Genomic DNA, 22,144 nt, shown 5'->3' on the forward strand with positions numbered 1-22,144 from the left:
CGCGAGCGCCGGGGCGGGTTCAGCCCTGGGCGAGCCACATGTCGGGGCCGAACACCTCGTAGTGGATGTCGGCTGCCCGGACACCCTTGGCCAGCAACTGGGTGCGGACGGCGCGCATGAAGGGCAGCGGTCCGCAGAGGTAGGCGTGCGTGCCGGGGGCGGTGGTGAAGCCGCTCAGGTCGACCAGGCCGGTGCGATCGGCCGGGTGGCCGGGCTCCGGGTTCTCGTACCAGAAGTGGGCGGTGGCGTCGGGGAGTACGCCGGCGAGCCGGGTGTGGTCGGTGCGCAGTGCGTGGTCGGCGGGGGAGCGGTCGCCGTGCACGACGGTGACCGGGGCGCGGTGTCCGGTCGACGCGAGGTGTTCCAGCATCGAGAGCATCGGGGTGCAGCCGATTCCCGCGGAGGCGAGCAGCAGCGGGGCGTCGACGGCGTCGAGCACGAGGTCGCCGTACGGGGCGGAGACCCTCAGCCGGTCGCCGACGCCGACGTGGGCGTGCAGGTGACGGGAGACCTCACCGTCCGGGGAGTCCCCGCCGTGCACCCGCTTGACGGTGATCGAGCGCAGCGGCGAGTCGGGGGCGCTGGTGAGGCTGTACTGGCGTATCTGGTGGGCCCCGTCGGGGAGTTCGACCTGTACGGAGACGTACTGGCCGGGGCGGAAGGCGGGGGCGGGCGCGCCGTCGGCCGGGCGGAGCTGGAAGGTGGCGACGTCCGCGGTCTCCTCGATCCGGCCGGTCACCTCCCACTCGCGCCACACGTCGCCGGCGACGACGCCCTGCTGCGCGTACAGCCGCTTCTCGATCGCGATGAGGGCGTTCGCCATCAGCCAGTAGACCTCGTCCCAGGCGGCGGCGACCTCCGGGGTGACCGCGTCGCCGAGCACCTCGGCGATGGCGGAGAACAGGTGGGTGTGGACGACGTCGTACTGCTCGGCGGTGACACCCAGCGAGGCGTGCTTGTGTGCGATGCGGCTGAGCATCACGTCGGGGCGGGTGTCGGGGTGTTCGACCAGGTGGGTCGCGAAGGCGGCGATGGAGCCGGCGAGGGCCTGGCGCTGGGTGCCGGACGCCTGGTTGCCGCGGTTGAAGAGGTCGCGCAGCAACTCGGGGTGGGCGTCGAAGAGCTTCCGGTAGAAGAGGTCGGCGATGTCTCCGATGGCCGCTCCCACGGCGGGGAGGGTGGCACGGACAGTGGCGGTCGACGTCTCGGAGAGCATCGGTACTCCTCCTACGTGAATTGGTATCTGAGATTCGTATTTGTGAGCAGGGTGGAACCGGGCGGTCGTGCCCGTGGTGCGGGGTGGTGCGGGGTGGTTCAGCGGCCGTCCGGCCCCGGCCCGGTCCCTGGTCGGCTGGTGCTGATGCCGATCAGCAGGGGCTTGGTGGGGGAGGCGACGAGTTCGGTGATGGTGAGCGGGTCGAGCGAGGCGTAGAACGCCTCCTCCGCCTGGCGCAGGGCGCCGCGCAGCCGGCAGGCCGAGCGCAGGGGGCAGGGAGTGGAGCCTTCGCAGTCGACGACGTCACCCGGGCCCTCCAGCTGCCGGACGAGTCCGCCGATCGAGGCGGACCGGCCTGCTCCGGTGAGGCTGAGTCCGCCCCCGCGGCCCCGGCGTGCCTCGACGAGGCCGAGGTGCTGGAGCTTGGCGACCACCTTCGCGGCGTGGGTGTACGGCACCTGCATGGTTGCCGCCACCTCCCGGGTGGTCGGCGGATCCTCGTTCTCCACGACGGCGAGGCGCATCAGTACGCGCAGCGCCACGTCGGTGAATTTCGTCAGCCGCATGGCGGTCACGGTAGATAACTTGCATAGAAGATGCAAGTTAAAGGGCTGCAGGGGTATCGCTGAGCGTCGTGCCCAGCCCAAAGCCCGAATAGTCACACTCTTTTGTGTAATGGCGTGCCGCGTCCCCTCGCTGAAAGGCTTCTTCTCGCAGGTCAGCCGATGATCGAGAGGACGTCAGATGTCCGTTGGTGAAGAGGTTCAGAACGCGCCGGTGCCGCCGCAGCAGAGTCTGGGCACGGCGGCGGCGCGGAACCTCGCGACGACCACCAAGTCCGCTCCGCAGATGCAGGAGATCACCTCACGGTGGTTGCTCAAGATGCTGCCATGGGTGCAGGTGCAGGGCGGCACCTACCGGGTGAACCGCAGGCTGAGCTACGCGGTCGGTGACGGCCGGGTGACCTTCGTGCAGACCGGTGACCGGGTCGCGGTCGTTCCCGCGGAGCTCGGAGAGCTGCCGGCCCTGCGGGAGTTCGAGGACGAGGAGGCGCTGGGCGAGCTGGCCCGGCGGTGTGAGCAACGCGACATCGCGGCCGGTCAGGTGCTGGCCACCGCGGGGGACGCGGCGGACCGGGTCTTCCTGCTGGCACACGGCAGGGTCGAGAAGATCGGCACCGGCCCGTACGGGGACGAGGCGGTGCTCGGGGTCCACGCCGACGGGTCCTACTTCGGCGACCACGCCCTGGTCGACGGCGATGCCGTCTGGGAGTACACGGCCCGGGCCGTCACCGCCTGCACGGTGCTGACGCTGAGGCGGGCCGATCTGCTGAACCTCGCGGAACGCGCGGATTCGCTCCGCACCCATCTCGCCGGACTGCTCAGCATCCCGCAGCAGCGCACCAACAAGTACGGCGAGGCGGAGATCGATCTCTCCGCGGGCCATGTCGGCGAAGCCGTCGTCCCGCACACCTACGTGGACTACGAGGCGGCGCCGCGCGAGTACGAACTGAGTGTCGCCCAGACCGTGCTGAAGGTCCACAGCCGGGTCGCCGACCTCTACAACCAGCCGATGAACCAGACCGAGCAGCAGTTGCGGCTCACGGTCGAGGCGCTGCGGGAGCGCCAGGAGCACGAGCTGATCAACAACCGCGAGTTCGGTCTGCTCAACAACTGCGACTACGGGCAGCGCCTCCAGCCGCACGACGGCGTGCCCAGCCCGGACGACATGGACGAACTGCTCTCGCGCCGCCGCGGCTCCAAGCTCTTCCTCGCCCACCCGCGGGCCATCGCCGCATTCGGCCGCGAATGCAACAGGCGCGGGCTGGTACCGGAGAGCGTCGACGTGGGCGGACACCATGTGCCGGCCTGGCGGGGCGTCCCCATCTTCCCGTGCAACAAGATTCCGGTCACCGACGCCCGGACCACGTCGATCATCTGCATGAGGACGGGTGAGACCGACCAGGGCGTCATCGGACTCCAGCAGAGCGGCATCCCGGACGAGATCGAGCCCAGTCTGTCGGTCCGCTTCATGGGCATCGACGAGCAGGCGATCATCTCGTACCTGGTGACGGCCTATTACTCGGCGGCCATCCTCGTACCGGACGCCCTCGGCGTCCTGGAAAACGTCGAGGTCAGCCGCTGGCGGTAGCCCATCGGGGCCCGGGCGCAGTGCCCGGGCCCCCGTCGACCCCGCGCCGGGCAACCGTGCCCGGCGCGGCCTCGGGAGGACGCCCCAGTGAAGACTCAGCACGTACCCCAACCACCCGCACCCCGGGTCCCGGCCGACGACGATCCGGCCGCCCTCGCCACCCAGGGCCACGACGCCACGGCCCTTCTGGAACAGACCCGCGCCCTGGTCGATCCCTCACTGCACACGGCCATCGACTCCCTGCCGGGATCGATCCGCCGCGTCGCGATGTACCACTTCGGCTGGCAGACGGCCGACGGCGCCCCGTCATCGGGGCGGGCGGGCAAGGCGATCAGGCCGGCCCTCGTCCTCGCCGCCGCCCGGGCGCTGGGCGGCGATCCGCGACGCGCGGTCCGGGCGGCCGTCGCCGTGGAGCTGGTCCACAATTTCACCCTGCTGCACGACGACGTCATCGACGAGGACCGGACCCGTCGGCACCGGCCCACGGCCTGGGCGGTCTTCGGTGTCCCGGACGCGGTCATAGCCGGAGACGCCCTGCTCGCCCTCGCCCACCAGGTGCTCGCCGAGGACACCGGCCCGGTCCCGGCATCCGCCTCGGCACGGCTCTCGGCCTGTGTCATCGAACTGTGCGCGGGCCAGCAGGCCGACTGCGCCTTCGAGGACCGGGGCCCGGACGAGGTCTCACTGGACGAGTGCCTCACCATGGCCACCGCCAAGACGGGCGCTCTGCTCGGCTGCTCCTGCGCGCTCGGTGCCCTGTACGCGGGCGCGGGGGAGGAGGCGGTCGGCGCGATGGACGGGTTCGGCCGCGAGGCGGGCCTAGCCTTCCAGCTCATCGACGACCTGATCGGTATCTGGGGAGATCCGACGCAGACCGGGAAGCCGGTCGGGGCGGATCTCGCCGCCCACAAGAAGTCGCTGCCCGTGGTCGCCGCCCTGACCTCCGGCACGCCCGCAGCCGACGAACTCGCCGCGCTCTACCGGGGATCCATGACCACGCCCGGTGAGGTGAGCCGTGCAGCCGGTGCGGTCGAACGGGCCGGCGGCCGCGACTGGGCGCAGGTCTGCGCGGCGGACCGGATGGCCCGTGCGGTCCACCACCTGTCCCGGGCGGTCCCGGACCTGGCCCCGGCGGGCGACCTCCTGACCCTCGCGGAGTTCGTCACCCGCCGGACCCACTGACCACGGGAGGAAGGGACCAGCACGCGAAACGGGGAGGTAGGGGCCGCCGGGAAGGGGGAAGCAGGGGAGGCGGAGGAGGGGCGGCGCGGGAGGACTACTGAGCAGGAGAAAGGAGCAAAGCGCCCAGGTCGCGCGTCCGGCGCGGTGAAGAGGAGGGCGACCGGGAGTCTGTCATGGGCACGGGCTACAGTCCCTGCCCATGACAGACGAGTCATGGGCAGGGTGGTACCGGGACCGGCTTGGTTCCGACGCCGTCATCCTCACCACCGACGGGCAGCAACTCCGCCTCCGTATCAGGGGCATCGACTTCGAGGGCGAAAGCTTCGCCGGCCTCGCCCCGGTGGCCGGCACACCGCCGGCCGGTGACCTTTTCGCCCTGGTGGACGGGGTGTTGGGCGACTGTGTTCTGGAGTGGGACCTGCCGCTCCCGGTCCTCTGGGACGGGGTCGTCCACCAAGCCGTGCTCAACTGCCTGTTGTCGCTGCGCCGCCCCGATCCGTACCTCTACCTGGAGCTGCAGTTCGGCGGGGCGGCCTACGGATCCCACCGTGCCGAGAGCGACTTCGCGTCCGCCCTCGCCACGATCCAGCGTGCCCTGCCGTCCGGCGTACGTCTCCAGACCTGCATAGCGTGCGCCTTCTCGGACTACTTCCCGGCGCCCGAGCGTGGTCTCTCCGGCGGCCTTGCCTGCTTCCGCGGCGCCAAGGACGCCTACCGCGGAGCGGCCGGTGAGGGAGACGTCCGGGAGCTGTGGGACCGGCGGACCGGTTTCGTCCAGGAGATCTGGAGCTGCCGCGAGTACGAACCCCGTCCGGACCGGGGCGCCGGTACCGGTCATCGCGGGGCGTTCCCGCTGGAACTGGCCTGAGGCCCACTGCCCGACCGCTCATCCCGCCCCGTACCGCCACCTTGCCGGTACGGGGTTTCCCTTCGCTTCATTGTTCTACTAGCATGCGAACAAGGGAGGTTTTCATGATGCGTAAGAACCTGGGGAGAGCGACGGTCGTCGCCCTCCCGTTCCTGCTCGCACTCGTCGCCGACCTGGTGCTGCTCGCCGTCCTCCGTGACCGGCTCCCCGCTCGACTGGCCTCCCACTTCGAGATCGGGGGCCGGTCGGACCAGTATCTGGGGCAGGCCTGGTATGCCGTGGTCGTCGTCCTGCTGTTCGCCGGCACCGGTGCCCTGTGGGTCCTCACGGCGATGCGGGGGATGTACCACGGCCAGGCCCACCGCCGACTGGTCGCCGGTGGTTACGCCTTCGCCGGATTCCTCGGCTGGGTCATGGCCGCCGTGCTGATCGCCAACGTGGATGCCGGGGAGAACGCCCGGGGGGAGGCGCAGGGCGTGTCGTTGCCGGTGTGGCAGCTCGCCGCGGCCCTGGGGGTCGCCGTGCTCGCCGGAGGACTGGGGATGCTGCTGGCCGTGCTCACCCCGGTGCCGGAGCGGCCCGAGGCGGCCGGACCGGCCGAGGACCGCGTGCGGATCGCGCTCGCCGACGGAGAGGTCGCCGGATGGGCGCGCAGCACCGGGAGCCGGTGGCTGTCGCTGCTTGCGCTCGGGCTCGTGGCCGGTGGGGTGGTGCTGCTGTTCCTCTCGAACTGGGAGGTCGCGATTCCGCTTCTGGTCTGTGGTGCGCTGCTGGCCGTCTTCGCCCGGCTCTGCGTGGTGGTGGACCGGCGCGGCATCACCGTCTCGGGGCTGCTGCCCTGGCCGCGCCTGACCGTGCCGCTGGACCGGATCGAGGCCGCGACCAGCCGCGACATCAACCCCCTTGCGGAGTACGGCGGCTGGGGTTACCGCATCGGCCCCCGACGGAGCGGTCTCGTGATCCGTTCCGGTGAGGGCATCGTGGCGACCCTGGTCGGCGGCCGGGTGTTCGCGGTCACCGTCGATGACTCGGCGACCGGGGCCGCGCTGCTCAACGCCCTGGTCGACCGGCGACGGGCGGGGCGCTGACCATGCTCTTCCGGGTCGACCCGAACTCCACCGTGCCGCTCGGCGACCAGATCGCCGCGTCGGTGCGCCGTGCGGTCGCCGAGGCAACGGTCGCACCGGGCGAGCGGCTGCCCGCCGCCCGGGTGCTCGCCGAGTCCCTCGGGGTCAATGTCCATACGGTGTTGCGCGGCTACCAACAGCTCCGCGACGAGGGGCTGATCGAGCTCCGCAGAGGGCGGGGCGCGGTCGTCACCGGTGGGGCGTCCCCGCAGCGGGCCCGGCTGCAGGAGCGGGTGCGCGAGGTGGTCGCCACCGCCCGGGAGCTGGGGATGACGGAGGCCGAACTGCTGGCCCTGGTCCGTACCGCACTGCACACGCCGTAGGCCGACAGGCCCTGGACCGGCGGAGCCGCGGGCCCGCCGAGGAGAGACCGCACGGTCCCGGGCGCCAGGGCCGCCGAGGAGAGGCCGCACGGCCCTGGCCGCGTCGCAACGTTCCCGAACGCGGGTTCCCATGGCGGTGTGTGGGCTCTCGGTGGCACCCGACGGCCGTTTCGTCCGAGGCCGGAGCGGCGGCCACGCCGATGGCCCGCAGCGCGTGCCACCGCGGCTAACTTGGGCCCATGGCCGAACTGCTGCTGCACCTCACCGAAGGCCCCCTGTGGGAGGCGGCCCGCGCAATCGGGACGTACGAGATGTCCACCCGCGGCCGCACCCTGCACGAAGTGGGCTTCATCCACTGCTCGCTGCCGCACCAGCTCACCGGTGTGGCCGAGATGCTGTACGGCACCGGAAGCCGGGCCGGAGCCGGTGGCCAGGACCTGGTGGTACTCGTCATCGACCCCGACCGGCTCCCGGTACCCGTGCGCTACGAGCCCGTCCCGCCGGACGGCGAGGAGTTCCCGCACGTCTACGGACCCATTCCGGTGGACGCGGTCGTCGAGGTGCGCCCCTGGCCCCGTAAGGAGGGCGACCCCGCATGAACCCCTCACCCCGCACCGACCCCCCGCCCCCGACCGCTCCCCTCATCGCTGTCACCGGTGCCACCGGCGCCGTCGGCGGGCGGGTCGCACAGCGCCTGGCGCGCGCCGGCGTGCCCGTGCGACTCCTGGGCCGCGATCCGTCCCGGCTGCCGGAGCTGCCGGGCGCCGTGGCCGCCCCGCCCGCCCCCTACGGCGACGGGGAGGCCATGCGCCGCGCCCTCGCCGGTGCGCACACCCTGTTCCTCGTCTCGGCGCACGAGGGCCCCGACCGGGTGCGCGAGCACACCACGGCCGTGGACGCGGCGGTCGCCGCCGGCGTCGAACGCATCGTGTACGTGTCGTTCCTCGGCGCCGCGCCGGAAGCCACCTTCACCTTCGCCCGGGACCACTGGCACACCGAGGCGCACATCCGGGTCGCCGAGGTCCGCTACACCTTCCTGCGCGACAGCCTGTACCTCGCCGGTCTCCCGGCGATGACCAGCCCCGACGGGGTCCTGCGCGGGCCGGCCGGCGACGGCCGGGTCGCGGCGGTGGCGCACGAGGACATCGCGGACGCCGCTGTCGCCGTGCTGCTGGCCGACGCCGGAGGCGTCGACACCCGCCACGACGGGGTCACGTACGACCTGACAGGCCCCGAGGCGTTCACGCTCGCCGAAGCGGCCGAAGCGATCGGCCGGGCCGCCGGCCGCCCCGTCACCTACGTGCCGGAGACCCGAGAGGAGGCCTACGCCTCACGGGCGCAGTACGGCGCCGAGGACTGGGAGGTGACCGGCTGGGTGACCTCGTACGAGGCCATCGCCGCAGGTGAGATGTCCACGGTCTCGGACGCCGTGCCGCACCTCACCGGGCACCTTGCGATGGACCTGGCCACCTACCTGAGGGAGCATCCGGACAGCTACCGGCATCTGCTGCGAGCCACCTGACCCCCGACGGGGCGATGCCGGGATGCCGGGATGGCCGGGCGGATCGGACTTGCCTCCGGCCATCCCGATCCGGTCAGCCCCCGTCGTACGCCGCGCGCAGCGTGGCGATGTCCAGCTTCTTCATCGTCATCATCGCCGCGGTGGCGCGGGCAGCCTTCTCCGCGTCCGGGTCACCGACCAGATCGATCAGCGCCTCGGGCACGACCTGCCAGGAGACGCCGTACCTGTCCTTCAGCCAGCCGCAGGGCCCCTCTTCGCCCCCGTCGGTCAGGCTGTTCCAGTAGTAGTCCACCTCGTCCTGGTCCGAGCAGTGGATCTGGAACGAGATGGACTCGTTGAAGGTGAACTGCGGTCCGCCGTTCAGCCCGACGAATTTCTGGCCGTTGATCTCGAACTCGACCGTCATGGCCGACCCCGCGGGCCCCGGGCCCGCTTCGGTGTAGCGGCCGATCCTGCCGAGGCGGGAGTTCCTGAAGACGGAGAGGTAGTACTCCGCCGCCTCCTCGGCCTGCCCGTCGAACCACAGGCACGTGGTGAAGCCCTCGGTCATCTGATTCCTTTCGTGTGCGCATGCCCCGTCGTGTGCGCATGTCCACCTATACCGACTGATCCCGCCCCGGAAACCCATCGGACGCACAGGGCGGTGTCGAAGCCGTGCGGTGGCGGGAAGGGCCAGGCGCGTTGCCCCGAACCGTCCGGGCACCGGAAATGGCAACGCGCGGTCCCACAGGCGAGGCTGAGGGAGCCAGGGAACGCACCAGGTCACGCGGGCAAGGCATTCGGATCGTACGGCCCCTCGGCACCCAACTACCACTTGGGACACGCGGGTTACGGATGTCGCGTACGCTCTCCCGCCGCAGCGTCTTCAGCGTCTTCAGCGGCCTCACCATCGTCGCCGAGGGCCGACGTGCTTGATTGCTGACTGAACATCCCTATGCCATCGGGTAGTTGGACAGTGCGGCCCGATGCAAGGAGCCCGCAGGGCCCTGACCTTCTCTGCGCTCTCCCACCGGGCGGCGCCCAACGGTCCGCGACAGACTGGATTTGTCAGTCCGTAGCCATGCGAGCGCAGGGCGAACGTCGTCGTACAGGCCGGCCGGGTCTCCTCGCTCGTGCGGGGATCAAGTGGCCAAGGGCTGCCATAGGTCTTCCCGCGCGGGGTCGATGCCGCTGAGCCACACCAGCGTCCCACCGATCAGACCGGGCCTGTCCCGGGTGGCCAGGGCCGGGGCGTCGAGCATGTCGGCGACCTCTTCCAGGTAGGTGACCAGTGTGTCGAGTTCGTCGTCAGGCGGTTCGTTGAAGCGGGACCAGCGGCCCAGGTAGCCGGTCTCGCTGTCCAGGTACAGGCCCGAGGTGGTGTCAGCAGGGCGGAGGGCGACCACGGGAATCCAGGTCGGCTTCCACAGGGTGATCCGCTCATGCTCGGGGCGGTTGGCGTTGAGGCTGTCCTCGTGGGCCTGCGATCTCATCCCCAGTCGGTAGGTCGCTGCAGCGGCGTCCAGAGTCATGAGGGCCCGGTTGCCGGGCAGGCACCCCCGGCCCTTTACCCCCTCGTCGCCCGCGGTCAGCAGCCACAGGACGCGCAAGCCCATGGGTATCCGAACGCCGAACTCGCCTTCCAGGGCCGCGATCTCGGCGGGGGCGGCGCCGGCGTGGAGGGCAGCGTAGGAGTCGGGGGCATTGTGCTGGAGCCAGCGGGTGATGCGATGCCAGGCGTCGGCGACTTCCCGTACGGTGACCGCCTCGGTGGCAGGGTCGACCGGTCGTCCCTGTTCCTGACTTCGGTCCTCGTCCTGAACGGGAGCAGCGGGCTTCGAGGACGCAATCGGGGCCACGTACCGGATCTCGATTCGGTCAGGCTCGCGGATGTAGCCGACGGACAGGGCAGGGCAGTCCTCGAACAGGTCGCCGTCGATCGTCGCGGTGAGAATGCCGGGCAGCCCTGAGGGCCGACCCATGTCCGGGTCTTCGGCCAATCGGCCGGCCAGAACCTTCAGCGCGAAGGGGACGCCGACGCCGAGCCGGGCGGCGGTGTCGCGTAAGACGGGGCGAATCTCGATGTTCACGGGCTGGTTCTCCTTGCTGACCGGACGAAGGACGGCGCCCCTGCACCCCGTATGGCGTCGCCGCCGGCTCTGTCGTTGCCGATGACTGCGGCGACCGGCAGAAGCATGGATTCGAGCGCGGGCTCAAGTGCTTGGGGCTGGTCATCGGTTCTCTGCTGACCTGCAGTGACCCTTTCGTCGGCCGGTGCACCAGGGCGAAGTAGACAGCGCTGGCTCATTGGGCCAGCAGCGGATACATCTCTCGTTCGACCAGCGGTTTGAGCAGGTTGAGCGCCGCGCCGCGGAGTTCGTTCAGCATGCGGCGAAGCATAGGCAACAGGTCGGACAACGGACCGGTCAGCACAAGGCGCTGGGGGGTGTCACAGCAAGGGGACCACCACGCAAAGGGCTGTCCCGGAGTGATCGTGACTCCCACTGCATTGCCGCGTGAAGAGCCGGCGATGCACTCAGCCGGTGGTTCGTGAAGTGTTCAGGGACCGGGCGAAGTCGGCGAGCGTGTGGAAGTCGTTCTCCCGTAGTCCGACCCGCGGGTTGACGTGGTGCAGAAGCCCGAACCCGCGATGGTGGGCGGTGACGTACGTCTGATCCAGCTCGCTCTGCTCGTCGTCCACCCAGGCGAAAGGACGGCCGTTGGCGTAGTCCACCAGCGGACCTGTCTTCCAGTGGACTCCATCAGGGCGTTCTTGGAGCAAGACGTCGCCGAAGTCGACGAAGGGAAGTTCCGGGAGGCCGAGCACCGGTGCGATCCATCGGTTGGCGTCTCCCATCCATGTGGTGGCCCAGCACAGCTCGAAACCGAGCTGGAGCAACAATCGTCCGTGCTCCGGGTTGAGCCATACCCGCAAGGGGCGCCGTCGGGACGAGAGGCCTCCGTCCCGGTCCAGGGGCACTCTGAGTGTGGTGTAGCCGGCGGGACGCTTCTCCGGCTTGGCCGCATAAGGGTTGAGCGGCCCGTCCACGTCGAGGAACAGCAGTGGTCGGTTCACGGTTTCCCCCCGGTCTTGCTCACCATCGCCTGCCCGAGAAACGTAGCGGCAGAGATCGCCTCGCATCGGGCCGGCCTGAGTGGTGATCACGATCTGATGGATCTGAACACGGCATTCGAGCCGTCCTGTATAGCGGGCCTTGAAGAGGACCACAACAAGTCTCGCGAGCAGGTTCGAGTCCACGTCGAGCACGCCTTCGCACGCATGAGGACCCGGAAGGTCTCCCGCGACTGCCTCCTCAGAGGCGACGGTGTTCACCACGCCATGCTCCGCGTCACCTGGAGGGCGGCGGCGCAGGCGTCACACTGGTGCAGCCACTCCTCCGGCACGCGTCCGCCGTCACCACGCCGCCGATCCACGTCGCCGCCTGGCCGGGACAAAAAAACCGCACCCGCTCCGACAGGCGCGCCGTGGTCGGCGGCCTGTGGAACGGGTGCGGACAAGGAAGACCGGGCGATCGAAGAAATCGCGGGTCAAGCGGCGTGACCGAGGGTCAGGCCTTCTTGGTCTTCCAGTAATGGGCCGGGTCGGTGACCTGTGAGGATCGTTCCTGTGGGGCGCTGACCTGGCCTTTTGGTGATTGGTGGCGATGGGGTGCGACGGTCTTGAGCGGGTGTCTTGCGGACTGTTTGCGGACCGCTGGAGCTCGGTTGCGGATCGTTGGGCACCTGAAGTCGCCACGCGAGTGGCCGGTCCGCGGAGGTCCGTCGGGAGCGTGCTCCGCGGACCTCCGGAAGCCGGAGACGGCCCCCCTATGCGTGTCCCTTCAGCGAGCAACTACTTCGAGGCGGTGCTGTGCCCGCAACAGTGCTTGAACTTGCGTCCGGTGCGCATCATGCATGGGCAGGGGCGGTTCCTGCTGGGCCGAACCACGGTGAGTGGAACGGCGCCGCCAACCGCGTTTCCCGAGGCCATGGCGCGCACCAGGTAGGAGGGATCATCGGCTGCCATCCCCTGTAGGTTCCTGCCCACCACAACGATCAGCGATCCCTCGGCCGCTCTCCGGTACCAGCGGGGGAGGAAGTTCAGCGGCATTCGGTGCAGGAGCCGGCCATCCGGGCCGGTGATCGCAAGGTAGTTGTCTTCGAGCCGAGCCTGAACGCCATCCTCGACACCAGGGAGGTCACGCAGGTCCAGCGGCTTACTTTCCTCCATCTGGAGCAGGGTCTGAAGGTCGGTGAATCCGTCCTTGCGGTAGCTCGCGAGGACGAGGTCTTGGAATTGTCCGTCACTATGTGAGCCCCAACCGCCGTAGCAGTCAGCGATGATCCCAGCGCGGTCCCCGCCAAATAGGATGCATTCCACTTCGAAGATGACCTTCGGTTCCTTCGGCGCCTTGCCCTGTAGTTGGACCACTTTGGAGGCTACGCAGTGGGGGTGTGCCAGCCGCATCATAACGTGGTCCATCCCCGGGTGGTTCATCAGAAGTAGTTCGGCTTCTCCTGTCTCGTCGATCAAGAGATTGCAGGCCGCGCATGTCTGCCGGGAGTTCCCAAGGTGGGCGGTGAGCTGTTTGATGTTGATCCCGGCTAGTGCCTGTCGTACGGCATCCGAGACGTTGATCTTCCTTCCGACGGCGATGGCGGCAGTGGAACGGCTGACCTCGTGATTGGCCTTCACGACAGATCCGTTGCTGACAGCCTGGAGACGAGAGCCGATAGCCTCCAGGACACGGTTGTCGACTTTCTGCTCGGTGTCAACTAGCTCGTCGAGCGTTGGCTCTTTAGGGTCGTTCGATGTTGTGTCCAAGTGCAGCCCCCTGAGCAAGATGAGCGCCTCGCCGGCATCTGACCAGCTGCCGAGTTCGTGATGGACAGCGAAGGCTTTGCGTGCATGCGCGCGGGATCGCTCACTTTCGCCAAGCGCTCGGTAGGAGCGAGCCAGATTCAGCAAACAGGGGGCGCGCAGGGTGTTGTCATTGAGCTGCTCGATGAGGCCCAACGCCTTGCAGAATTCAGCGACCGCCTTCTCGTGATCTCGGGAGCATGCGTGGTGTGCTCCGACGTTGACGTGCAGGGCCGCCTTGAGTGACTGCATCCCCAACTGCTCGGTGACGGGAAGGAGCTTGGCGATCTCCGCGACGGCCTGCTCCTTCTCCTCGCCGTGCAGTCGGCACACCGCGGCCATACCGCGGGCGGTGAGGAGCACATGAAGGTCCTTCTGCTCCATAGCAAGATCGGTGGCTTTGTCGTACTGATCGAGTGCCTCGCTCCACTCCTCGTTCCGGGCGTGCACATTGGCCAGGGCCATCCTGCAGTGGAGGACGGCCGACTTGTCGCCAGCCCGCTCGCACTGGTCGAGTGCCTTGGTGATCGTCGACATGGCCTCCCTGTGGAGGCCCCGGCGCGAGTAGAGGACGGCGAGCGCACGGGACGCCTGAGCTCTGGTGGCGGGAGATGCATCGTCTGACATCACGGAGACCACCGACTCCAGGGCCTGAGCACCCTCCTGCCATCGACCCGCGACGAGAAGGGCTTCTCCCAGCGCAGCCCTGGCCTGGGCCAAGCCGCTTTTCTCCTCGGTCCCTTCCAGTAGTCGAACCGCCTCTGTCAGATAGGTGACCGCTTCACCGATTCGGCCTCTGTGCCACAGATATTCTGCGTTCTTCTGCAGAGTCTGGGCGACAACGACAGGGTTCCCGAGGTGGTTGGCCATGCCCCGGGCCTCCGCAAAGTACGTTTCCGCCTCATCGAGATGACCGACGCCGCCGTGGTAGGAAGCCACGTAGGCCAGTGCCCGAGCTGCATGTTCGTAGTCGCCGATCCCGGCAGCGAGATTGGCGCATTCACGGAGGTGCTGGGCTGCCTCGTGGATATCTGCTTGCTTCGCAGCCTGAGTGCCGATTCGAAACAGTGCCCGAACCTGTCCCTGAACGTCGCCGGTGTCCCGGTAGATGGCCAGCGCGGTCTCAAGGGGTTGACTGGGTGCAGAGTCCGGCCGTTCTTCCAGGGGGGTTTCGGCGAGCTCCATGAGCGCTTTTGCCTCCCAATCCCGGCTTCCGACAGCTCGTGCCCGCTCGATGTCCAGGGATGCTTCCTGGGCAGCCTCAGAGAACCGGCCCGTCCTGCGCAGCAGTGCCGCGAGTGCTCCGCGATTCCACAGGTCTGCACGATCGTCGGTACGGGACAAGTTCGTGCTGTTCTGGAGGTATTGCTCAGCTCGCCGCAGCTGACCGATGGCCAGGTGGGCCTGACCCAGGTTCCCCAGGGCATGGGCCAGCACCTGGTTTTCCTTGATGATCCGCCAGAATGGCAATCCGTTGCGCAGATACGGAATCGCATCGCGGGCCCGTCCGAGGTTGATGAGCAATGATCCCAGCGCGAGCTGCGCCATATGCATCTGGTACGGATGGTCGGCCTTGTAAGCGGTCTCGGCGCTGCGCTGATACAGGTCGGCGGCGCGCTGTGTGTCGCCAAGGTGACTAGCAACCATGCCCAGGTTGTACAGAGCCGATGCCGACCACTCAGGGTTGTCGGACTGAGCGCCGGCTTCAAGGACAGACTGATAGACGCGATCCAGGTCTTTCCAGTGGCTGCCGTGCCACAGCGCCGCAGTGAGGTTCGAAGCGAGAAGGACAAGTGGCCCCCACATCTCGTGGTGCCGAGCCATCTCGATAAGGGAAACAGCTCCTGGACGATCTGCGTTCAACTGGTGCAGGGCGCCAGCATTACCCTGCGCGGGCACCTTCGCTTCCTTGTCTACGAAGCCGATCGACTCGGTCGCGGATTGAGCCCGAGCAGCCAGCATGAGGCAGGACTGCCGAATTACGGTCTCCCGACGCTCGGTTGTGATCGAGGCTGATTTGAGACGGGCGAACCGGTGCAGGATCTCGTGAAACACGTACCGGTCCTCGTCAACCTGCTCGATGAGGCTTAGCTCGAACAGTGAATCCAGCAGCTCAGTTGCGGTGTCGAGCTGGACCTCGTCGAGTTCAGCCTCGGACGTGGTGGCCACCGTGACCACGTCCGAGGTGACGGACATGTGCGGCAGGATCCCAAGAGTGGTGAAGAGTTCTGCTTGTTCCGGGCTGAGCGCGGCATAGCTACGCTCCAGGACGGGCTCCACTGCGGTCTGGCCGGCCCGCAGAGCTCTCACACCCCGATCAGGGTTGGAGATGTCGTCGAGGAATCGGTCGACATTGACTTTGGGGCGACGTGCTAGATGAGCGGCCGCGACATGCAGCGCGAGAGGATGTCCGGCACACGCTTGCGTCAGCGAGGAAGCTTGTTCGTCGGTCAGTCGAGATGGTCCAGCGACTGTCCTCACCAGCTCTTCGCTGTGGCGGTCGGGCAATGGACCGAGCTCGATCAGGTGGACCAGCCCGGTCAGGCCGCTGAGCTTTGCCCGGCTGGTGCACACCAAGGCGAAAGGCCCGTCCATCTGGATGACGTCCAGCAGCGCCTCTTCGGAGACCACGTCATCGATTAGCAGCAGGACCTTGCTGCCGGATAGCGCCGCGCGGAGCACAGCGAGTTGTTGTGCACGGCCTTCAGGAAGCGGTTCTCCGGGGCGGAGTGTACGCAGGAGCGCCAGCACGAGATCGGTGGGCTCCCCCTCCCCGGCAGCCAGGGCGAGATCGATGTGGAACTGCCCGTCCATGTAGATGTCTGCGACGAGCCGGGAGAGACGCAGTGCGACGGCGCTCTTCCCGATCCCGGGTGGGCCGGTGACCACCACCGTTGGCCTGCGGTCACCGTCTGGCCTCTCCAGCAGCCGTCGCCCTTCGTCGATCTCCGCCTCGCGCCCGAAAAGGGGGCGCAACTCTCTCGGGAGACCCGGAACCGCCTGCACACCGGGTAGACGATGGCCGGTTTCCATTTGCTGGATGTGCTCGTGTAGGCGTGCCAGGACGTCGCCTGACAGCACAGCATCTGCGTTGGCATGCCGAACGTCCTCGTTGTTGTCCAGTAGTCGGCAGATCTTGTCGTAGTGCCAGATCTCCCACCCCTTGAGTGGGAGCTGCAGCTCTTGCACACGCTCCTGCAGCGCCGTTCGGACGCGATCGATGCCTCCGCTGCCCGGAACCGAGGAGAGGACTACGTTGCTCGTGATGAGCAGGTACTCCGGCAGGCGCCCCTTCCGGACGCGGTTTGAGTGGGGATCGGCCCAAGCGCGCAGCTCGGAGTTGATCCGTTCGATCAGCCACTCGGCGTCCTTGGCGGTGCCTTCTGGGCGGTTGCGGAACTTGGCTTGTAGTACCCCGTAACCCCTCCAGGGGGCATCGGGCGTAGGAAAGCGAGTTAGGCCCTGAAACGAGGCTTCGCGTCCACCGTCAGGGCCGTCTCCGAAGATTTCCACGGTCGGCCCAAGCGTCTTGAGGGCAAGAGCCTGGGACAGCTCCTCGAACCGGTGCGGCCCAAGGGGCGTGAGGGCGTAGTCAGTCATGGCCAGCATAGTGAGGCATGGCACTGACAGTGAGACGCTGCGTCTCGTGGCGGGTGTTAGGTCCGCGCTGACTACGTCCGCCTGAACACGGGCCGGGCCGCAGTTGACGCCTCTACTGCCAGCCGTTGAGGGATACTTCTGGGCCGCCTGCGAGGTACTGCTGGAGGGCGCTTGAAGTAGTGTCGACGAAATTCTCGGGTACTGCTTCGGCGTCGACCCAGCGGACTTGGGCGTGCTTGCGCGGTTCGCGGTTCTCGGGTTCGCCGGTCCATTCGTGGGCGGCGAACACGACCGTGAGGAAGCCGTTGGGGGCCTCGACGCCCCAGGCGCTGTGGATGATGTGCGCGACCTTGAGGGAATCGGGCTTCACCGTGAGGCCGGTCTCCTCGTAGAGCTCGCGGACTGCGGTTTCCGTGATGGGCTCGCCCGGTTCGCTCTTGCCGACGGGGAGGTCCCACATGCCCTGGGCGAACTTGGCGTTCTCGCTGCGTTGGAGGAGTACAACTCGGTTGGTGGACTTGTCGTGGACGATGACGGCGGCGACCAGCAGGGTCATCGATTCGAGTGCCGGCTTGAGGGCTTTCGGCAGGTTGTCGGTCTGCTGGGCCACGGTGTTCCCTTCGTCGGGCCGGTTGTTGGGCATGTTAGGCGAGGGCTTCGCGGGCTCGGCGCGCGAGATCGGCCGCGCCGGGGACTCGACGGCGTTGGTAGACCGCGAGCGTGGAGCGGATCGAGGTGATCGCCTTACGAGTCCGGTCGGAGGTCATGCCCTCCATGAGGACCAGGGCCTGGGTCCAGGCGGCGACGGCTTCGTCGGCGCGGGCCTGGGCGGCGAGGCTGTCGCCGAGGTCGGCGTGGGTGAGGGCATGGACGCGCTTGTACTTGTCGGGATCCCAGCGGGTGAGGGCGTTCCGGTGCTGCTGTTCGGTGCCGATGTGGTCGGCGAGGTCAGTCAGGGTGCGGGCGGTGTGACTGGCCACGGTGCCGGCGGCCGGGCCGCTCACGCGGGAGTAGCTGGGCTGGGGGTGGTCGTCCCGTAGGAGGGCGTCCTCGGCGGCGAGCAGGGCGTGTGCGGCGGACGGGTTCTCGTTGGTGGCTGCGTAGGCGCGGGCGTGGGTGATGTGGAGGAGGGCCTCGGTCTGGCCGTCGACGTGGCCGAGACCTGTGCGCAGGGCGCCTTCGACGAGGTCGACGCAGTGGTGGGGCTGCTTGAGGCTCAGGGCTTGGTGGGCGAGGGCGCGCATCATCCAAGCGGCGTGACCGTGGGGGTCGGCTTCGCAGGCGAGCTTGTAGCCGACCTGGTAGTAGCGCTGGGCGGCGCCTTCCTGGCCGAGGTCGTGGTGCTTCCATCCTGCGAGGTAGGCGAGTTCGGCGACGGCACCGAAAGCGGCCCGGCGTAAGGCTTCGCTGGGGAAGCGTCCTCGCAGCATGGGGGCGGCTGTGTCGGCGAGGTACGCCGTGACGGTGGTCAGTCCGTGCCCGCCGCCGAGGCGCTCGTCGGCAGCGCTGAAGGCCGCGGTGATCTGGCGTACGACATCAACGTCATCCGCGCCGACCAGGGACGTGCCGGTGCGGGCACGGAGCATGCGGGCGGTGGCTTCGTGGTCGTAGCCGAGCGGCATGGCGACGCCGGCGGTGGTGAAGGCCGCGATGGCGAGGAAGCGGCGGCGTTCGACGTCGGCGCGGCCCAGGTCGGTGACGGCGAGGACGGGGTCGGATTCCGCCGGCTCCTCGGCATCACCGACGGGCAGGTCGATATCGGTACGGGTGACCGTACGTCCCGTTCGGCGGGACAACGCCTCGGCCAGGTACTGACCTACCCGGCCCGACGGGGCACGGGTGCCGTTCACCCAATGCGAGATGGCCGACTTGTTGGTCTGGAGGATCTCCCCGTTCTCGGCGGCGATGCGCCGCACGTCTCGGGCGAGGGCCTCGTAGGTGCAGTCGACCGCCGCGATGACGTCACGCAGACGGGAGTTGGGGTCTCTCGGCGCCGCCACGACCGCCTCCGCTCCGGAGTTGTAAACCGTGTATACCGCTTCAACTGCCTTCTACCGTACCCACTGAGCGTGACCACCGGTTCACTTATCAGCAGCCGCCCGGAACGTTGCGACCGTGATCCAGGCTCCCCCTTGGTCCGGGCGGCACCCCGAAGTTCCGTACGCCCACACCGGGCTCGGGCATTCCTGTGCCCGAACCCGGCCAATCAGAGACGGAGACACGGTGACCACCATCGACACCACGGCCATCACGGTTGAGCTGCCCGACGCCTTCGACCCGCGCTGGAACCGCCTGCCCGGCATCCGGGTTGACGGCCGGCGCATCACCATCGACCAGGCCGAGTACTTCTTCCGCTTCGAGTCCAACACCTGGCTCGTTGCCGACTGGGAGCTGGTCAAGGCCCAGCTCCTCGATGTGGACGAAACGACCGAGAGCGCGGTCGAGCAGCTCGCACTCGACTTCATCAAGAACCACGGCGAGTCCACCTCTGACGCGGCCCGCGTCCTGGCCACCGCGTATGAGTTGTACGCGTACCTCTTCCGCGACGAGCGCCTGGCTGGCCTTGGCCTGCCGCAGATCACCGCCGACCACCTGCGGATGCTCCGCGAGGCGGCCACGCTCATGGCGCTCAACAAGGTGGAGCTGGACGGGCACATCTCCAACGTCGGCCCGTGCTGGTTCTTCCCCGCCGCCACCTCCGTCGTCTTCGACCTGGATGACGAGATGGGCGGGATGCTCGACGAGGTCTACCACGGCGGCTGGTTCAACGAGCACCGCCGGATCGAGGCCATCAAGGCCCACGCCGCGCTCGGCGGCCGACTCGTGCACGGCTGCCAGTCCGTGCCGGACCAGTCCGGCGGCGTGGTCGCGCCCTACGGTGCCTCGATGGCGAACTTCCGCGACGACCTCGCCTCGTTCAAGGCGGGCTGGATCGAGCAGGTCTACGCCCACCGCGTGAACCCCGCCGCGTAACCCACCCGATCAGGCTCCGGGGCGGGCTGGCATCCCTCGCCCGCCCCGGACGCCACCATCTTTCCGGAGATCCCACGTGACCACGAACCCCAGCGCCGAACTCCTCGACAACCTGCTCACCGCGACCGGCCAGACCACCGTTGTACGGGAGGAGGTGCGCGTGTGGTCCATGTCCGGCGTCGAGCGCGTGGCCTTCCCCGACGGTGCCACGGCCATCTTCAAGTACGCCAAGAAGCCCTTCGACAGCGAGGACCAGGCCCTCCGCCTTGCCCACACCCTCGGCGCCCCTGTCCCCCAGGTCCACGCCTCCGCCGGCCTGGACGGCTGGCTCGGCATGCTCATGGAGGACCTCGGACCGTCCGTCCGCGAGGCTGACGACCTCGACGGCGTCGCCGCGGCCGTGGTCCTGCACGGCACCCGTACGGCTCCTTCCTTGCCCGTCCTCGACCAAGACCGACTGCGCACGCTCCCGGCCCGGGCGCTGGAGCACCTCGAACGGCTGCGCAAGGCCGACCGGTGGCAGGACACCGACAACGTCGAGGACGGGCTCGACCGGATCGCCCGGGCCGCCGAGGCCCGCTCGGCCGGAGCGACGCTGGAACCGTTCGGCTGGGTGCACTCCGAGTTCCACCCCACCAGCCTTCACATCGGGGAGCACGGCTGGCGGCTGCTCGACTTCGCTCGCGCCTTCACCGGTCCCGGGCTGCTCGACCTCGCCAGCTGGCACGGCACCATCGAGCCCCCGCACCCAGTGCGCCTGCGCGTCTTCCTGGAGCAGTACGTCACCGCCGGCGGCACCCCCGACGTCCTCGCCCCGCGCGGCGGGCTCACCGCCGAGAACTGGGCCCTGGGCTGGCACCGCATGTGGGCCGTCGAGTGGTTCATGGAACAGTCCATCCGCTGGATCAACGACCCGGCCACCGACCCCGCCTACATCAAGGCCGTCCGCCGCCACCTCACCGACGTCCTCCACCTCCTGGAGATCTGACGTGCTCGCCCAGGCATCCCCCTGGCACGCCCACGCCCTCCAACGCACCGCCGCCGGACTTGCCGAACCCCTCTCCGTACCCGCCCGGATGGAATGGACCACGAGACCCGGCCAAGGACCCGGCGCCGAAGTCCTCGGCCCCGACCTGCGCAGCAAGCGACTCCTGGAACTCGGCTGTGGGCCCGGTCACAACGCCGCCCACCTCGCCACCCGCCACGGCGCCCACGTCACCGGGGTCGACCTGGTCGGCCAGCAGGTTCGCCGCGCCCGCTCCCACTACGGACGGCTGAACAACCTCACCTTCGTCGCCGGCCACGCCCTGCACTACCTGCACGCCTCCGACGAACAGTTCGACGCGATCTACTCCGTCTTCGGGGCCATCGGGCTCATCGCCCCCGAGCTCCTGCTCCCGACCATCGCCCAACGCCTCACGCCTGGACGAGTGCTCGCCTTCTCCACCCCCCACCCGCAGCGCGGCGGCCGCAGCCCCTCCGGCGACGACCGCCCCCGCCGCGGCTACGTCACCCTCCCCGACCGCACCCGGCTCCCCGTCGCCCGCTGGGAGTTCTCCACGGACCGCTGGGAGAAGCACCTCACCCGGGCGGGCTTCTGGCTCACCTCAGCCCAGGAGTTCCACGACCCCCGCATGGGCCACTGGCCCACCACCCTGCTGATCCGCGCCCGCAAGCTCTGACCAGCCATTCGCCCCGGCTTCCCTTGGAGGACCGATGCACCCGCCCTACCTGCTCCTCGACATCGACGGCGTCCTCATACCCTTCCCCGACGAGCACGGCTCGACCCCAGCCACGCACGCCCGCCACGACGTCGTCCCCGCCGGCCGCAACGCCGACAACCCTGTCACCATCTGGCTCAACCCCGACCACGGCCGCCTGCTAATGGACGTCATCCGCACCGGCTTGGTCACCCCGGTCTGGTGCACCAGCTGGCGCCAGGACGCCACCACCCTCATCGGGCCCCTCCTGGGCCTCCCGGCGCTGCCGTACGTCGACCTGCCGCACCCCCAGATCACCACCAGCCACCCCAACGGCTACCTGTGGAAGCGCGACCACGTCGCCCCCTGGCTCGGCGACGCCCCCGCCGTTTGGATCGACGACGACTTCACCAGCCTCGACCACGCCTGGGCGGCGGAGCGCACCACCCGCGGACCGGCGACCCTCCTTGTTCAGCCCGACCCACACCTCGGGCTGCAGCCCGAGCACCTGACCGAGGTCACGACGTGGGCCTCGCAGCCACCCAGAGCCCGCGCCGCCTGAAGACTGATGCCCCCGCTGTCAGGAGCAGCGAGGGCATCAGGATGCGCTGTGGGCGCCGCCTGCGCCTGGGCGCCGTTCGG

Annotated in this window: 19 protein-coding genes and 1 pseudogene; 12 read left to right on the top strand and 8 right to left on the bottom strand. The window is 68.8% G+C overall.

Features of this window, described 5'->3' with window-relative positions:
- Positions 1-19 precede the first annotated feature (19 nt).
- Together AB0L71_RS05980 and AB0L71_RS05985 are read right to left on the bottom strand one after the other, a co-directional pair.
- A complete protein-coding gene (locus tag AB0L71_RS05980; RefSeq protein WP_365238440.1) occupies positions 20-1,216 on the bottom strand; it encodes a globin domain-containing protein in 1,197 nt (398 codons plus the stop codon).
- A gap of 98 nt (positions 1,217-1,314) precedes the next feature.
- Entirely contained in the window at positions 1,315-1,782 is a 468-nt protein-coding gene (locus AB0L71_RS05985) for an Rrf2 family transcriptional regulator (RefSeq protein ID WP_365238442.1), read from the bottom strand.
- Positions 1,783-1,960: 178 nt separating this feature from the next.
- Here AB0L71_RS05985 and AB0L71_RS05990 point away from each other — a divergent pair, with 178 nt between their 5' ends.
- The 7 genes from AB0L71_RS05990 to AB0L71_RS06020 all read left to right on the top strand — a co-directional run bounded on the left by AB0L71_RS05990 (position 1,961) and on the right by AB0L71_RS06020 (position 8,389).
- Positions 1,961-3,367 carry a family 2B encapsulin nanocompartment shell protein gene (locus AB0L71_RS05990; RefSeq protein ID WP_365238446.1) on the top strand — a complete coding sequence of 469 codons (1,407 nt, stop codon included), beginning with the start codon at positions 1,961-1,963 and terminating at the stop codon, positions 3,365-3,367.
- A 186-nt stretch (positions 3,368-3,553) separates the two neighbouring features.
- Positions 3,554-4,549: a family 2 encapsulin nanocompartment cargo protein polyprenyl transferase gene (locus tag AB0L71_RS05995; protein ID WP_365239084.1), complete on the top strand. Its 996-nt coding sequence runs from the start codon at positions 3,554-3,556 to the stop codon at positions 4,547-4,549.
- Positions 4,550-4,748: 199 nt separating this feature from the next.
- On the top strand, positions 4,749-5,417 hold the full coding sequence (locus AB0L71_RS06000) for a DUF6304 family protein (RefSeq protein ID WP_365238449.1): 669 nt from the start codon (positions 4,749-4,751) through the stop codon (positions 5,415-5,417).
- Between the two features lie 104 nt (positions 5,418-5,521).
- The gene (locus tag AB0L71_RS06005) at positions 5,522-6,505 is read left to right on the top strand and encodes a DUF1648 domain-containing protein (RefSeq protein WP_365238451.1); all 984 of its coding nucleotides are present in this window, start codon (positions 5,522-5,524) and stop codon (positions 6,503-6,505) included.
- A 2-nt stretch (positions 6,506-6,507) separates the two neighbouring features.
- Positions 6,508-6,867, top strand: a complete 360-nt coding sequence (locus AB0L71_RS06010; protein ID WP_365238454.1) for a GntR family transcriptional regulator — start codon at positions 6,508-6,510, stop codon at positions 6,865-6,867.
- A 239-nt stretch (positions 6,868-7,106) separates the two neighbouring features.
- Positions 7,107-7,466 (top strand): DUF952 domain-containing protein, encoded by a 360-nt coding sequence (locus tag AB0L71_RS06015; protein WP_365238457.1) that lies wholly within the window; start codon positions 7,107-7,109, stop codon positions 7,464-7,466.
- On the top strand, positions 7,463-8,389 hold the full coding sequence (locus tag AB0L71_RS06020; RefSeq protein WP_365238460.1) for an NAD(P)H-binding protein: 927 nt from the start codon (positions 7,463-7,465) through the stop codon (positions 8,387-8,389). The genes AB0L71_RS06015 and AB0L71_RS06020 overlap by 4 nt, the downstream gene beginning before the upstream one ends.
- Positions 8,390-8,462: 73 nt before the next feature.
- On the opposite strand, the gene AB0L71_RS06025 is transcribed toward AB0L71_RS06020, so the two are convergent.
- From AB0L71_RS06025 to AB0L71_RS06035, 3 genes are all read right to left on the bottom strand, one after another.
- On the bottom strand, positions 8,463-8,939 hold the full coding sequence (locus AB0L71_RS06025; protein WP_365238462.1) for a VOC family protein: 477 nt from the start codon (positions 8,937-8,939) through the stop codon (positions 8,463-8,465).
- A 571-nt stretch (positions 8,940-9,510) separates the two neighbouring features.
- Entirely contained in the window at positions 9,511-10,458 is a 948-nt protein-coding gene (locus AB0L71_RS06030; RefSeq protein ID WP_365238465.1) for a hypothetical protein, read from the bottom strand.
- A 446-nt stretch (positions 10,459-10,904) separates the two neighbouring features.
- Positions 10,905-11,444, bottom strand: a complete 540-nt coding sequence (locus tag AB0L71_RS06035) for a hypothetical protein (protein ID WP_365238467.1) — start codon at positions 11,442-11,444, stop codon at positions 10,905-10,907.
- Positions 11,445-11,585: 141 nt separating this feature from the next.
- On the opposite strand from AB0L71_RS06035, the pseudogene AB0L71_RS06040 reads away from it, so the two are divergent.
- Positions 11,586-11,720: pseudogene (locus AB0L71_RS06040) on the top strand (IS5/IS1182 family transposase); the annotation flags it as partial.
- A gap of 501 nt (positions 11,721-12,221) precedes the next feature.
- Here the strand turns inward: AB0L71_RS06040 and AB0L71_RS06045 are convergent.
- From AB0L71_RS06045 to AB0L71_RS06055, 3 genes are all read right to left on the bottom strand, one after another.
- Positions 12,222-16,829, bottom strand: coding sequence for a tetratricopeptide repeat protein (locus AB0L71_RS06045; RefSeq protein WP_365238470.1), 4,608 nt, complete (start codon positions 16,827-16,829; stop codon positions 12,222-12,224).
- 112 nt (positions 16,830-16,941) lie between these two features.
- Positions 16,942-17,472, bottom strand: a complete 531-nt coding sequence (locus AB0L71_RS06050) for an NUDIX domain-containing protein (protein ID WP_365238473.1) — start codon at positions 17,470-17,472, stop codon at positions 16,942-16,944.
- Position 17,473: 1 nt separating this feature from the next.
- The gene (locus tag AB0L71_RS06055; protein WP_365238476.1) at positions 17,474-18,829 is read right to left on the bottom strand and encodes a tetratricopeptide repeat protein; all 1,356 of its coding nucleotides are present in this window, start codon (positions 18,827-18,829) and stop codon (positions 17,474-17,476) included.
- Between the two features lie 223 nt (positions 18,830-19,052).
- Between AB0L71_RS06055 and AB0L71_RS06060 the strand changes: the two genes are divergently transcribed.
- The 4 genes from AB0L71_RS06060 (at position 19,053) to AB0L71_RS06075 (ending at position 22,064) form a co-directional block, all read left to right on the top strand.
- Positions 19,053-19,802, top strand: a complete 750-nt coding sequence (locus tag AB0L71_RS06060; protein ID WP_365238479.1) for a hypothetical protein — start codon at positions 19,053-19,055, stop codon at positions 19,800-19,802.
- A 76-nt stretch (positions 19,803-19,878) separates the two neighbouring features.
- Positions 19,879-20,790 (top strand): aminoglycoside phosphotransferase family protein, encoded by a 912-nt coding sequence (locus AB0L71_RS06065; RefSeq protein WP_365238482.1) that lies wholly within the window; start codon positions 19,879-19,881, stop codon positions 20,788-20,790.
- A gap of 1 nt (position 20,791) precedes the next feature.
- Positions 20,792-21,484, top strand: a complete 693-nt coding sequence (locus AB0L71_RS06070) for a class I SAM-dependent methyltransferase (protein ID WP_365238484.1) — start codon at positions 20,792-20,794, stop codon at positions 21,482-21,484.
- 34 nt (positions 21,485-21,518) lie between these two features.
- Positions 21,519-22,064, top strand: a complete 546-nt coding sequence (locus tag AB0L71_RS06075; RefSeq protein ID WP_365238486.1) for an HAD domain-containing protein — start codon at positions 21,519-21,521, stop codon at positions 22,062-22,064.
- The last annotated feature ends 80 nt before the right edge of the window (positions 22,065-22,144 follow it).

The sequence above is a fragment of the Streptomyces sp. NPDC052052 genome, assembly GCF_040680455.1.
In the GTDB taxonomy this organism is placed as follows: Bacteria; Actinomycetota; Actinomycetes; order Streptomycetales; family Streptomycetaceae; genus Streptomyces.